This window comes from Citrobacter youngae, from assembly GCF_003818115.1.
GTDB classification, from domain to species: Bacteria; Pseudomonadota; Gammaproteobacteria; order Enterobacterales; family Enterobacteriaceae; genus Citrobacter; species Citrobacter youngae.
In genome coordinates this window covers 64357-78543 of sequence record NZ_RPOI01000025.1, presented here as the reverse complement: position 1 = coordinate 78543, position 14187 = coordinate 64357, and the positions used below count along the sequence as shown (strand labels likewise).

The window sequence follows — 14187 nt, the reverse complement described above, 5'->3', positions numbered from 1 at the left end:
CAATTGACGCCACGAGTTTTACGTGGCTTTATAAAAGACGGCTAAAAAGTTAAGCCCGAAAAATACAGGGCTAATAATTTCAAGATGGGGTGTCTGGGTAAATATGAACGAACAATATTCCGCGTTGCGTAGTAATGTCAGTATGCTCGGCAAAGTGCTGGGAGAGACCATCAAGGACGCGCTGGGAGAGAACATTCTCGACCGCGTAGAAACAATCCGTAAGTTGTCCAAGTCATCCCGCGCTGGCAATGAAGTTAATCGCCAGGAACTGCTCACCACACTGCAAAATCTGTCTAACGATGAGCTGCTTCCCGTTGCCCGCGCATTTAGCCAGTTCCTGAATCTGGCCAATACCGCCGAGCAGTACCATAGTATTTCGCCAAAAGGCGAAGCTGCCAGCAACCCGGAAGTGATTGCTCGCACCCTGCGTAAATTGAAAGACCAGCCCAACCTCGATGAAACCACCATCAAGAAAGCCGTGGAATCGCTGTCTCTGGAGCTGGTGTTGACCGCGCACCCAACCGAAATCACCCGCCGCACCTTGATTCATAAAATGGGTGAAGTAAACGCATGCCTCAAACAGCTTGATAATAAAGACATCGTCGATTACGAGCGCCACCAGCTGATGCGTCGTCTGCGTCAGTTGATTGCTCAGTCCTGGCATACGGATGAAATCCGTAAACTACGACCAAGCCCGGTTGATGAAGCCAAATGGGGCTTCGCAGTGGTTGAAAACAGCCTGTGGGAAGGCGTACCCAACTACCTGCGCGAGCTAAATGAACAGCTGGAAGAACATCTGGGCTATAAGCTACCTGTCGATTTTGTTCCGGTACGTTTTACCTCCTGGATGGGCGGCGACCGTGATGGTAACCCGAATGTCACCGCAGATATCACCCGCCATGTGCTGCTGCTTAGCCGTTGGAAAGCCACTGACTTGTTCCTGAAAGACATCCAGTTTTTGATTTCTGAACTGTCGATGGTTGAAGCCACTCCGGAACTGATGGCGCTGGTCGGTGAAGAAGGTGCGGCAGAACCTTATCGCTATCTGATGAAAATGCTGCGTTCACGTCTGATGGCAACTCAGGCCTGGCTGGAAGCGCGTCTGAAAGGCGAAAAACTGCCAAAACCTGTTGGCCTGCTAACCCAAAACGAACAGCTTTGGGAGCCGCTATACGCGTGTTACCAGTCTCTACAGGCCTGTGGTATGGGCATCATAGCCAATGGCGAGTTGCTCGACACCCTTAGGCGCGTGAAATGTTTTGGCGTACCGCTGGTACGCATTGATATTCGTCAGGAAAGCACTCGTCATACCGAAGCACTGGGCGAACTGACCCGCTATCTGGGAATTGGCGACTACGAAAACTGGTCAGAAGCGGATAAACAAGCGTTCCTGATCCGCGAGCTGAATTCCAAGCGTCCGCTGCTGCCGCGTCACTGGGAACCGAGCAACGATACCCGTGAAGTGCTCGATACCTGCCGGGTGATTGCCGAAGCGCCTTATGGCTCCATTGCTGCCTATGTTATCTCAATGGCGAAAACACCGTCTGACGTACTGGCCGTGCATTTACTGCTGAAAGAATCCGGCATTGGTTTTGCTATGCCTGTTGCCCCGCTGTTTGAGACACTGGACGACCTGAACAACGCCGATGATGTCATGAGCCAGCTACTGAATATCGACTGGTATCGCGGCTTTATTCAGGGCAAACAGATGGTCATGATTGGCTACTCTGACTCCGCAAAAGATGCGGGCGTGATGGCGGCCTCCTGGGCGCAATACCAGGCACAGGACGCGCTGATCAAAACCTGCGAAAAAGCCGGTATCGAACTGACGCTGTTCCACGGTCGCGGCGGCTCCATTGGTCGCGGCGGCGCGCCTGCCCATGCGGCACTGCTCTCTCAACCGCCAGGCAGCCTGAAAGGCGGCCTGCGCGTGACAGAACAAGGTGAGATGATCCGCTTTAAGTACGGCCTGCCGGAAGTCACCATCAGCAGCCTGTCGCTGTACACTGCCGCAATTCTGGAGGCTAACCTGTTACCGCCGCCGGAGCCAAAAGATAACTGGCGTCATATCATGGATGAGCTTTCAGATATCTCCTGCGATCTCTATCGTGGATATGTTCGTGAAAACAAAGACTTTGTACCTTACTTCCGTTCCGCAACACCAGAGCAGGAACTGGGCAAGTTACCACTCGGCTCACGTCCGGCAAAACGTCGCCCGACCGGTGGCGTAGAGTCTCTGCGTGCTATTCCGTGGATCTTCGCCTGGACGCAGAACCGCCTGATGCTTCCGGCCTGGCTGGGTGCGGGGACGGCACTGCAAAAAGTGGTTGAAGACGGTAAGCAAAGCGAGCTTGAAGCAATGTGCCGTGACTGGCCATTCTTCTCCACGCGTCTTGGCATGCTGGAGATGGTGTTCTCAAAAGCTGACCTGTGGCTGGCGGAGTACTACGATCAGCGCCTGGTCAAAAAAGAGCTTTGGCCATTGGGTGAAGAACTGCGTCAGCGTCTGGAAGCCGATATCAATGTGGTGTTGGCAATCGCCAATGACTCACATTTGATGGCCGATCTACCATGGATTGCCGAGTCTATTCAGTTAAGGAATATTTATACTGACCCACTGAACGTCTTACAGGCCGAATTATTATATCGTTCGCGCCAAGCAGAAGAGCAAGGTCATGCACCAGACCCACGCGTCGAACAGGCGCTAATGGTGACAATTGCTGGCGTTGCTGCCGGTATGCGTAACACCGGCTAATTTTTATGCCTGTCACCCTCGTGCTATTGCGCGAGGGTGATATAAAATACTGCTGTCATAACCATCTCATTTTTAATATATTCCTGTCTGCATTTTATACATCCAATGGATATTTGTTAGCAGAACGCGATTTTCGACTCGCATTGCTTCAGATCCTCTTAATGTTTAGCCGCTAACGTTGGCGCTACGATTAAAGACAGGCTCACACTATGCAATCCTTACAACTCCAGTCTAAACCCAAATTTAGCTGGAAAGCCCTGGGTTGGGCACTCCTCTATTTTTGGTTCTTCTCTACCTTACTCCAGGCCATTATTTATTTTACTGGCTATAGCGGAACTAACGGATTACGCGACTCAATACTGTTCAGCTCATTGTGGTTGATTCCGGTATTCTTATTCCCGAACCGTATTCGCATTATCGCTGCCGTTATTGGTGTGGCACTCTGGGCTGCTTCATTGGCCGCGCTGAGTTATTATGTTATTTACGGACAAGAATTCTCACAAAGCGTTCTGTTCGTCATGTTTGAAACCAACGCCAACGAAGCCCGCGAATATCTGAGCCAATATTTCAGTCTCAAGATCGTACTTATCGCACTGGCCTACACAGCAACCGCAATCCTGCTGTGGACGCGTTTACGCCCGGTTCATATTCCTTCGCCATGGCGTTATCTGGTGTCATTTGCGCTGTTGTACGGTTTAATTCTGCACCCAATGACCGTCAATACGTTTATCAAGCATAAGCCTTTTGAGAAAACGCTGGGCGGCCTTGCATCGCGCATGGAGCCTGCCGCGCCATGGCAGTTCATCTCTGGTTATTATCAATACCGTCAACAATTGACCGCATTAAATAGCCTGCTGAATGAGAACAACGCATTGCCACCACTGGCTAACTTTAAAGACAATTCTGGTGATGCTCCGCGTACGCTGGTGCTGGTGATTGGCGAGTCAACTCAACGTGGCCGCATGAGCCTGTACGGCTACCCACGTGAAACCACGCCGGAACTGGATGCGCTGCATAAATCCGATCCAAACTTCACCGTTTTCAATAATGTCGTGACCTCACGTCCGTACACGATTGAAATCCTGCAACAGGCGCTGACCTTCGCGAACGAGAAGAACCCGGATTTATATCTGACGCAGCCGTCGTTGATGAATATGATGAAACAGGCGGGTTATAAAACCTTCTGGATCACCAACCAGCAAACAATGACCGCCCGTAACACCATGCTGACCGTATTTTCCCGGCAGACAGACAAGCAGTTCTATATGAACCAGCAGCGTACCCAAAGTGCGCGTGAATATGACAGCAACGTACTGGCGCCGTTTAAAGAAGTCATGGCCGACCCGGCTCCGAAAAAGTTCATCATCGTCCACTTGCTGGGTACGCACATTAAATACAAATTCCGCTATCCGGAAGGCCAGGGCAAGTTTGACGGTAATACCGAGAACGTACCTGCAGGTCTGAGCAGTGATGAACTGGAGTCATATAACGATTATGACAATGCCAACGTCTATAACGACCATATCATTGCCAGCCTGATCAAAGACTACAAAGCAACTGATCCAAACGGCTTCCTGCTCTACTTCTCTGACCATGGTGAAGAAGTGTATGACACGCCGCCACATAAAACGCAGGGCCGTAACGAAGATAGCCCAACGCGCCATATGTATACGGTACCGTTCCTGCTGTGGACGTCTGAAAAATGGCAGGCTGCGCACCCACGCGACTTCTCACAGGACGTTAATCGCAAGTACAGCAGCTCTGAACTTATCCATACCTGGTCAGATTTGGCCGGCTTTACGTACGACGGTTTCGATCCGACCCGTTCTATTACCAGCCCGGAGTTCAAAGAGACGACCCGCTGGATTGGTAATCCGTACAAGAAAAACGCCCTGATTGATTACGACTCCCTGCCTTACGGCGATCAAATCGGGAATCAGTAATGCCCTCTCAGGCCACTCTTTAAGAGTGGCCTTTTTTTATGATGACGGTTACTGTTTCCCTGTCCACGATCTGTCAGGGATTCACATGTATCACAACATCAGCCACCTACTTTCCCGCCTGATTAACGGTCCCTTACCGCTGCACCAGGTTTACTTCGCCAGCAGCAACGCCGCAACGCCAGAACTGGCGTATAAGGTCGATTTTCCGCGACTGGAAATTGTGCTGGAAGGTGAATTTGCGGATTCTGGTATCGATAAGGTGCTTACCCCCGGCGATGTTTTGTTTGTTCCGGCTGGCGGCTGGAATATTCCGCAGTGGGTCACACCGGTCACGACACTCAGCATTCTGTTCGGCAAACAGCAACTGGGTTTCAGCATCGTCCAATGGGACGGCAAGCAATATCAAAACCTTACCCACCAGCACGTCGCTCGGCGTGGGCCGCGTATTGGCTCTTTTCTGCTGCAAACGCTCCATGAGATGCAAATGCAGCCACAGGAGCAGCAAACGGCCAGGCTAATCGTTGCGAGCTTGCTGAGCCACTGTCGCGATCTGCTCGGCAGCCAGATCCAAACCGCATCACGTAGTCAGGCGCTTTTCGACGCCATTCGCAGCTATATTGACGAACGCTACGCTTCGCCGCTCACCCGTGAATCCGTCGCACAGGCGTTTTACATTTCACCCAACTACCTCTCCCACCTGTTTCAAAAAACGGGCGCTATCGGGTTTAACGAATACCTGAACCACACGCGACTGGAACACGCAAAAACGTTGCTCAAGGGTTACGAGCTGAAGATCAAAGACGTGGCGCACACCTGTGGGTTTATTGACAGCAACTACTTCTGCCGCCTGTTTCGCAAGAATACTGAACGTTCGCCGTCAGAGTATCGTCGGCAATATCACAGCCAGTTGACGGAGAAAAAAACTGACCAGTAATCATCGCATACTGGGACAGAAAACGGAGACAAAGGTAACATTTACTGGATTTTTGTATTATCAAAAAACATATACCAGCACATATCACTTACATGTGAAGTATCTCTCACTTTTTTAGACATATTACATTTATCCAGCTTTTGGCAGATTTGTCAGATAGCGCCGCGTGACGAAACACTCTTATCCTGTGCATAGCAAAGCAACCCGGCAACGGGTAGCTAACGGAAAACGTAGAGGGTGTTTTTGTATGGAACTTTATCTTGATACCGCCAACGTCGCGGAAGTCGAACGTCTGGCCCGCATCTTCCCTATCGCGGGCGTCACCACCAACCCAAGCATTGTGGCAGCAAGCAAAGAATCCATCTGGGATGTGCTGCCACGCCTGCAGAACGCCATTGGCAAAGAGGGCATTCTGTTTGCCCAGACCATGAGCCGGGATGCGCAGGGCATGGTGGAAGAAGCTAAACGCCTGAGCAATACGGTGCCCGGTCTGGTAGTGAAAATCCCGGTGACATCCGAAGGGCTGGCCGCGATCAAGATGCTGAAAAAAGAGGGTATCACCACGCTGGGAACCGCCGTTTACAGTGCTTCTCAGGGTCTGCTGGCCGCACTGGCTGGGGCAAAATATATCGCGCCTTACGTTAACCGTATCGACGCGCAGGGCGGCGACGGAATTCGCACGGTACAAGAACTGCAAACATTGCTGGAACTGCATGCGCCAGACAGCATGGTGTTGGCGGCCAGCTTTAAAACTCCGCGTCAGGCGCTGGATTGCTTGCTGGCAGGATGTGAAGCAATCACCCTGCCATTAGACGTAGCGCAACAAATGCTCAATACCCCTGCGGTAGAGTCAGCGATAGAGAAGTTTGAGCAGGACTGGAACAACGCATTTGGTCACATCAACCTGTGAGGGAAATAAAGTATGGATCGCATTATTCAATCACCTGGTAAGTACATCCAGGGTGCTGATGTTATTACCCGTCTTGGCAGCTACCTCAAACCACTGGCAGAGCGCTGGCTGATCGTTGGGGACAAGTTTGTCTTAGGCTTTGCCCAGGGTGCACTGGAAAAAAGCTTCCAGGATGCCGGACTGACGCTGGAAATTGCACCGTTTGGCGGCGAATGTTCACAAAACGAAATCGACCGTCTGCGTGGCGTAGCGGAAAAAGCGCAGTGTGGGGCAGTGCTCGGTATTGGCGGCGGTAAAACGCTGGATACCGCCAAAGCGCTGGCGCACTTTATGGGCGTGCCTGTCGCCATTGCGCCAACCATCGCCTCTACCGATGCGCCGTGCAGCGCGCTGTCCGTCATTTACACCGATGCCGGTGAATTCGATCGCTATCTGCTGCTGCCCAATAACCCGGACAGGGTCATTGTTGATACCAAAATTGTCGCGGGCGCACCGGCGCGTCTGTTAGCTGCGGGTATTGGCGATGCGCTGGCGACCTGGTTCGAAGCGCGTGCCTGTTCACGCAGCGGCGCAACCACCATGGCGGGCGGTCAGTGTACTCAGGCGGCGCTGGCGCTGGCTGAGCTGTGCTTTAATACGCTGATCGAAGAAGGTGAAAAAGCGATGCTGGCTGCAGAGCAGCACGTGGTTGCACCAGCACTGGAGCGCGTTATTGAAGCCAACACCTATCTGAGTGGCGTCGGTTTTGAAAGCGGTGGTCTGGCAGCGGCTCACGCCATTCATAACGGTCTGACCGCAATCCCGGATGCACATCATTATTACCACGGCGAGAAAGTGGCTTTCGGTACGTTGACGCAGTTGGTGCTGGAAAACGCACCCGTCGATGAAATTGAAACCGTTGCCGCGCTGTGCCATTCCGTTGGCTTGCCGATTACCCTGGCGCAACTGGACATCAAACAGGATATTCAGGCGAAAATGCGCATTGTGGCTGAGGCAGCCTGTGCCGAAGGCGAAACCATCCACAACATGCCTGGCGGCGCAACGCCGGATCAGGTTTACGCTGCGCTGCTGGTGGCCGATCAGTATGGCCAGCGGTATCTGCAAGAGTGGGAATAACCTGCCAATAAAAATCCCCGCAAATGCGGGGATTTTTTTATTCCTACGATGCCGGACCCGCACAAGCGGCATCCGGCATCGTCTGTTACAGCAGATCGAAACGATCCAGGTTCATCACTTTCACCCATGCGGCCACGAAATCTCTCACGAACTTCTCGTGGGCATCGCTGCAGGCATAAACTTCAGCCACTGCGCGCAGTACAGAGTTAGAACCAAATACCAGATCGGCGCGGGTTGCGGTGTATTTTACTTCGCCGCTCAGACGATCACGGCCTTCAAACAGCTCTTTTGACTCATCAACCGCCTTCCACTCATGACGCATATCCAGCAGATTGACGAAGAAGTCAGTGCTGAGTACGCCAGGACGATCGGTAAAGACGCCATGCTGGCTACCATCAAAGTTGGCACCCAGTACGCGCATCCCGCCCACCAGCACGGTCATTTCCGGTGCTGTCAGGGTCAACTGCTGCGCTTTATCGATCAGTAACGACTCGGTGGTCGACACGTCAGGACGGGCACGATAGTTACGGAAACCATCTGCAATAGGCTCCAGCAGCTCAAACATCTCGATATCGGTTTGGTCCTGACGCGCATCTACGCGGCCCGGAACAAAAGGTACAGTGATGTTAACACCCGCCGCGCTTGCCGCTTTCTCGACACCGACCACACCGGCCAGCACGATAATATCGGCCAACGAGGCGGTATGAGCAGATTTATAAATACCTTCCAGCACAGGCAGAACGCGTGCTGCGGTGGCATTCACATCCCAGCCGCGCTGTGGATCCAGCGCCAGACGCGCACCGTTAGCGCCACCACGTTTGTCACCACCACGGAAAGTCGATGCGGAAGCCCACGCCACCGATACCAGCTCACTGACAGAAAGTCCGGAAGCGGCAATGGTCGCTTTCAGCTTCAGGATATCTTCTTCGCTTGGGTTGAAGAACGCATGCGGCAGCGGGTCTTGCCAAATCAGATCTTCTTTTGGCACTTCCGGCCCGATGTAACGCGCTTTCGGCCCCATATCACGGTGCGTCAGTTTAAACCACGCACGGGCAAAGGCTTCGTTGAACGCCTGCGGATCGTTAAGGAAACGACGAGAGATCTTCTCGAACTCAGGATCAAAGCGCAAGGTCAGGTCGGTGACCAGCATTGTTGGCTTGCGTTTTTTCGACGGATCAAACGGATCGGGGATAATCTCCGGTGCGTCAACCGCTTCAAACTGAATAGCGCCTGCCGGGCTGCGAGTTTGCACCCACTCATATTTGAACAGGTTCTCGAAGAAATAGTTGCTCCACTGGGTCGGCGTCTGCGTCCAGACCACTTCCAGACCGGATGTAATGGCATCCGCGCCCGCGCCGCTGCCGTAGCTGCTCGCCCAGCCCAGGCCCTGTGCTTCAATCGGTGCGGATTCAGGATCGGCGCCTACGTGCGAAGCCGGTGCAGCGCCGTGGGTTTTGCCCAACGTATGACCACCACCAATCAGCGCGACAGTTTCTTCGTCGTTCATTCCCATGTTACCGAAGGTCGCGCGAATAGCCGCTGCCGCAGAAAGCGGTTCGCCGCTATGGTCCGGCCCTTCCGGGTTCACATAGATAAGGCCCATTTCGGTTGCGCCCAGCGGCGCTTTGGCCAGTTCTTCCGGGTGACGGTGAGTCAGCCAGGCTTTCTCATCACCCCAGTTTACGTCCAGATCCGGTTCCCAGACGTCTTCACGCCCTGCGCCAAAACCGAAGGTACGGAAACCTGAGTTTTCCAGCGCCACGTTACCCGCGAGGATAAACAGGTCGGCCCAGGAAATTTTCTGACCATATTTCTGCTTGATTGGCCACAGCAGACGACGCGCCTTATCAAGGCTAACGTTGTCCGGCCAGGAATTCAGTGGTGCAAAACGCTGCTGTCCGCGACCCGCGCCACCGCGTCCATCGATGGAGCGATAAGTCCCTGCACCGTGCCATGCCATACGGATGAATAAACCGGCATAGGTACCCCAGTCGGCAGGCCACCACGGTTGAGATTCGGACAGAAGGGCTCTGAGATCCCCTTTCAGGGCAGAATAGTCGAGTTTGCTAAATTCTTTGCGGTAGTTGAAGTCCTCGCCCAGCGGGTTCGAACGGTTGGAATGTTGGTTCAGCAAATCTACACGGAGTTGATTAGGCCACCAGTCGCGGTTGTTCGTTCCTGCTCCCGCGCTCTGGTCGTGACCGCCCTGATGAAAAGGACACTTACCGGCAGTTGATGTGTTCTGGCTATCGTCGGACATGCTCATCTATATGCTCCCTTTACAGTGTTCTGACTACGATATACACCACCAGAGATAAGATATAGTCGAAATAACCCACAGATTCGATAGCTAATTCCTTTTATATTTTACGTTACAGAGATGTAGATCAAAATGATCAATAAAAAGCCCTCCGTAGAGGGCTGGGGCATCTGTTTAATTCGGTCTTACACCCAGTGTGTGACAAATAGCGTAGCTCATCTCAGCGCGGTTGAGCGTATAGAAGTGAAAATCTTTCACCCCTTCGCGACTGAGGATCTTCACCATGTCCATGGCGATATTCGCCCCTACCAGCTTGCGGGTTTCGGCATCATCATCCAGACCATCAAACATTGTCGACATCCAGGAAGGGATACGAACATTGGTCATGTCGGCAAATTTTTTCGCCTGCTTAAAGTTGGAGACTGGCAGGATACCCGGAATAATTTCCACATCGATACCCGCAGACACGCAGCGATCGCGAAAACGCAGATAGCTTTCTACATCGAAGAAGAACTGGGTAATCGCACGGTTCGCACCGGCATCAACCTTACGCTTCAGGTTCAGCAAATCAGCCTGAGCACTCTTTGCTTCCGGGTGCACTTCCGGGTAAGCCGCAACGGAGATATCAAAGTCAGCAACGTCTTTCAGCAGCGTCACCAGGTCAGAAGCATACATATCTGGTTTACCGCTTCCCGGCGGCAGGTCACCGCGCAGGGCAACAATATGACGAATACCGTTGTTCCAGTAGTCCTGAGCAATGGTACGCAGCTCATCACGGGTCGCATCAATGCAGGTCAGGTGCGGCGCCGCTTCAAGACCCGTGCGATCCTTAATACCTTTAATAATGCTGTGAGTACGGTCGCGCTCACCAGAGTTTGCACCGTAAGTGACTGAAACAAACTTCGGCTTCAGGCTGCTCAGGCGATCGATGGAGTTCCACAGGGTTTGCTCCATTTCACTGGTGCGCGGCGGGAAAAACTCAAATGAAACGTTAATCTGACCGGCAACTTCTGCCAGGCTCTGATTCAGGGCTTCCCGCTGGTTGGCGTGAAAAAAGCTCATACCTTACCTCATCAATCTTTTGTCGTTATATGTTGTGTTGTGAACTGCTATACGTTTAGACGTCTAGATGTAAAAATGACGGAAAAGCATGCTGCCGTCAACACAAAAATCATCGCTAAAGGTGAGGAATACTCAGCCAACGTGAAAAAAATTCACATCAGCTTGAAATGATGAGGGATTGCGTCATGAGTTCTTGCACCCACTGCAACCGGCTCTCATTTTCAGGCAACATCACTAACCCGGCACGGATACACAGCTCAGCATCGCTCAGTGGATGGAATGCCACGCCCTGGCGCTGGATAGCAGCAAATGAAGCCGGGAGCAAACTTAAACCATCGCCCTGGGCAATCCGCGCAAGCAGCACATCATGCTCCAGTGGTTCTTCAAGACAGGAAGGAGAGTAACCAGCGCGGTGGAAAATCTGGCGGGTATAGTCAAAGAAAGCCGGGTTACGTTCCCGCTGGAACCAGAACAACGGTCGGTGGTTGAGTGCCGATAAGGAAAGAGAAGCCGTACAAGCCTCTGACCAAAAGGAGGGTAATGCAGCAACTATCGGCTCTTGCCAGGCTAAAGGGGTGACGGTAAGCCCAGATGCCTCAATAGGCAAAGCCACCAGCGCCGCATCCAGTTTGCCTCGCCTTACCTGACGAACAAGTTCAGGTGAGCCGTGACGCATGACACGCAGCATTTTTACACGAGCATTTAGCGTTGATTCAAGCGCCACAAAAACGCCCTGTTCAAACGCCGTGCTTAATCCTAAACGCAGAGGTTGCACCTCCATCTGCGCTAGCTGGCTCAATGCAATATAGGTCTTGTCCTGTAGCGCCAGCAGCGGACGCACCATTTCAAGTACGCGCTGGCCGTCCTCCGTCAGCGTAAGCCCACGGGTATGACGGACAAAAAGCGTCACCCCCAGGCGTTCTTCAAGCTGGCGAATATGACGGCTTAGCGGCGGCTGCGACATAAAAAGACGTTGCGCCGCACGACTCATGTTGTTCTCTTCGGCCACTACGGTGAAGTAGCGCAGCAGACGGATATCCAGAGAGTGCAGGGGCGATATTGTCATACCAAAAAAGTATCACGGAAACGGTATTATCCCAATCATTCTGCGCGCTCTATCCTCACGCCACAGACCACACGATAGAGGAAGAAATGATGCTTTCAGAACGCTTTATTACCGGCCAGGAGATGTTGCAAAAAGTAGATGGCAAAGGGGGCGATGCAGTCATCGAAAGTCTGCAGGACATTGCGCCAGACTTCGCCCAATACCTGATTGAATTTCCTTTTGGCGACATCTATTCAAGACCGGGGCTGGATTTACGCAGTAGAGAAATAGCTACCGTCGCGGCATTAACTGCGCTGGGTAACGCCACACCGCAACTGAAAGTACATATTGGCGCGGCATTACACGTGGGTTTAACGCAGGATGAGATCGTTGAAGTGATTATGCAGATGGCCGTATATGCTGGCTTCCCCGCGGCACTCAATGGTTTGTTTGCCGCGAAAGAGGTGTTTGCCTCTCACAGAGGCTAAAACAACAGGCCAGCGGATTGTCTGCTGGCCTGAGCTCGCTACGGTTTCACATCTGCCACACGCATGCCTTTGAGTTGCTCATCCGTCAGCGGATTTCCCGCTTTGAAATAATCAACAACCGCATTAGAGATGTAGTAGCCTCCGGATGTATTTCGCGCTTTACCTTCGGTAAATGCGGCAAAACCATCACCGCCGTCAGCCAGGAAGCTATTGGTGGCTATGTGATAAACCGTGGCATCCTCAATCGGTTTACCGTTTAACGTTAGTACGGTGACGCGCTGACCGACCGGTTTACTGCTGTCATACTTCATCTCCAGTCCTTTGGACACCTGCAAAACACCGTTACTTAAACTCGCACCGTGCTCCATCAAACTACGCAACTGCTTACCGGTGAGATCCATTGTGGCCAGCTCGTTCGGGAACGGGAAGGTGCTAATGACCGCCCCCATGGTGATGGCTCCTGCGGGGACTTCATTACGGATGCCGCCTGAGTTAGTGAGCGCTAACTGGGTATCTTTACCTGCCGCCACCAGCAACGCATCCGCCGCCAGATTGCCCAACGAAGAAGATTCACCGTAAGCACGCGTCAGCTCAACCGGAGAGTTTGCAACCGTTTGTTGTACCACCTTATCAAGCTTTTTATTCCAACCATCGATGACCTGTTTCGTCTGCGGGTCTGGTTGCCATTCATCCGCAAAAATGGTCTTTAGCTCGAAATTCTTCACGGTAAATTGATGCTGTTTCTGCTGATAATCCAGCACCAGTTTACCCACATCAATGCCCCCGCTGTCGGTGGAAAGGATCAGGGTATTACCGACTTTAATCGGCTCCGGCGTGCCCACATGCGCATGACCGGTGATCAGGATATCCAGCCCCTGCACCTGGCCTGCGGTCTGGATGTCTTTATCCAGCGCACGGCGCACATCGGTGCCGCCCAGACTGGACTGACGCGCTGGCGTGCCTTCATGGATCAGCGCCACGGTGAGATCGACTTTGCCTTTAAGCTCATCGATATAGCGTTGCAACCACTTCACTTCATCACGCGCTTCGATACCAATACGTGTCGCCGCAGAAACCGTATCATCAAAAGCAAACACGCCGTGCAGGCCAATCACGCCAATCTTCACGCCATCTTTTTCAATAATGGTGTAAGGCTTATCCCAGAACATTTTGCTGCTGTTCTGATAAAAGATGTTGCCCTGCACAATCGGGAATTTCGCCTGACTCAGTTGCAACAGCGTATTGTCCCAACCGTGATCGAATTCATGATTACCCATGGTGACAGCGTCAAAATTCATGGTGTTCATGATATCGATAATCGCCTTACCCTTGGTCAGACTGCTGATATACGGCCCGGTAAAATAATCACCCGCATCAAAAAACCAGGTGGCGCTGTTTTTCGCTTTTTCCTGCCTCACCATCGTCGTGATATTGGCCCAACCGCCAATGTCACGCGTGCCATTAGCAATCCATGGGACTTTATAAGGTTCAACGTGGGCGTGAAGATCGTTGGTATAAATAATTGTGACATCTTTGGCACTCGCCCAAAGCGGCAACGATACCAGAACACCAACAGCAAGCATTTTTAACTTCATAATCAATCCCTTTCAGTCATATAAAGAATCGCTACGTTACGTTCTGAAAGGGTTTTTTATGTGAGAAAACTCACATCCA

Annotated in this window: 10 protein-coding genes; 6 read left to right on the top strand and 4 right to left on the bottom strand. The window is 52.3% G+C overall.

Going from position 1 to position 14187, the window contains the following annotated elements; genetic code table 11:
* Positions 1 to 103 precede the first annotated feature (103 nt).
* The 5 genes from ppc (at position 104) to gldA (ending at position 7658) form a co-directional block, all read left to right on the top strand.
* Positions 104 to 2755, top strand: a complete 2652-nt coding sequence (gene ppc / locus EHN13_RS20700; protein ID WP_048213977.1) for a phosphoenolpyruvate carboxylase — start codon at positions 104 to 106, stop codon at positions 2753 to 2755.
* 209 nt (positions 2756 to 2964) lie between these two features.
* Complete coding sequence (locus EHN13_RS20695; protein ID WP_061066983.1) at positions 2965 to 4698, top strand: phosphoethanolamine transferase CptA; 1734 nt, start codon at positions 2965 to 2967, stop codon at positions 4696 to 4698.
* Between the two features lie 85 nt (positions 4699 to 4783).
* A complete protein-coding gene (locus EHN13_RS20690) occupies positions 4784 to 5632 on the top strand; it encodes an AraC family transcriptional regulator (RefSeq protein ID WP_115601187.1) in 849 nt (282 codons plus the stop codon).
* Between the two features lie 247 nt (positions 5633 to 5879).
* Entirely contained in the window at positions 5880 to 6542 is a 663-nt protein-coding gene (gene fsa, locus EHN13_RS20685; RefSeq protein WP_124021998.1) for a fructose-6-phosphate aldolase, read from the top strand.
* A gap of 12 nt (positions 6543 to 6554) precedes the next feature.
* Positions 6555 to 7658 carry a bifunctional L-1,2-propanediol dehydrogenase/glycerol dehydrogenase gene (gene gldA / locus EHN13_RS20680; protein WP_124021997.1) on the top strand — a complete coding sequence of 368 codons (1104 nt, stop codon included), beginning with the start codon at positions 6555 to 6557 and terminating at the stop codon, positions 7656 to 7658.
* 85 nt (positions 7659 to 7743) lie between these two features.
* Here gldA and katG read toward each other — a convergent pair whose 3' ends face one another.
* From katG to EHN13_RS20660, 3 genes are all read right to left on the bottom strand, one after another.
* A complete protein-coding gene (gene katG / locus EHN13_RS20675) occupies positions 7744 to 9924 on the bottom strand; it encodes a catalase/peroxidase HPI (protein WP_124021996.1) in 2181 nt (726 codons plus the stop codon).
* Positions 9925 to 10092: 168 nt separating this feature from the next.
* On the bottom strand, positions 10093 to 10980 hold the full coding sequence (gene metF / locus EHN13_RS20670; RefSeq protein ID WP_005121692.1) for a methylenetetrahydrofolate reductase: 888 nt from the start codon (positions 10978 to 10980) through the stop codon (positions 10093 to 10095).
* A gap of 157 nt (positions 10981 to 11137) precedes the next feature.
* Positions 11138 to 12046, bottom strand: coding sequence for a LysR family transcriptional regulator (locus EHN13_RS20660; RefSeq protein WP_124021995.1), 909 nt, complete (start codon positions 12044 to 12046; stop codon positions 11138 to 11140).
* Between the two features lie 89 nt (positions 12047 to 12135).
* On the opposite strand from EHN13_RS20660, the gene EHN13_RS20655 reads away from it, so the two are divergent.
* Positions 12136 to 12513 (top strand): carboxymuconolactone decarboxylase family protein, encoded by a 378-nt coding sequence (locus EHN13_RS20655; RefSeq protein WP_048213984.1) that lies wholly within the window; start codon positions 12136 to 12138, stop codon positions 12511 to 12513.
* A gap of 38 nt (positions 12514 to 12551) precedes the next feature.
* Here the strand turns inward: EHN13_RS20655 and EHN13_RS20650 are convergent, their stop codons facing one another.
* Entirely contained in the window at positions 12552 to 14108 is a 1557-nt protein-coding gene (locus tag EHN13_RS20650) for a bifunctional metallophosphatase/5'-nucleotidase (RefSeq protein WP_124021994.1), read from the bottom strand.
* Positions 14109 to 14187: the final 79 nt, after the last annotated feature.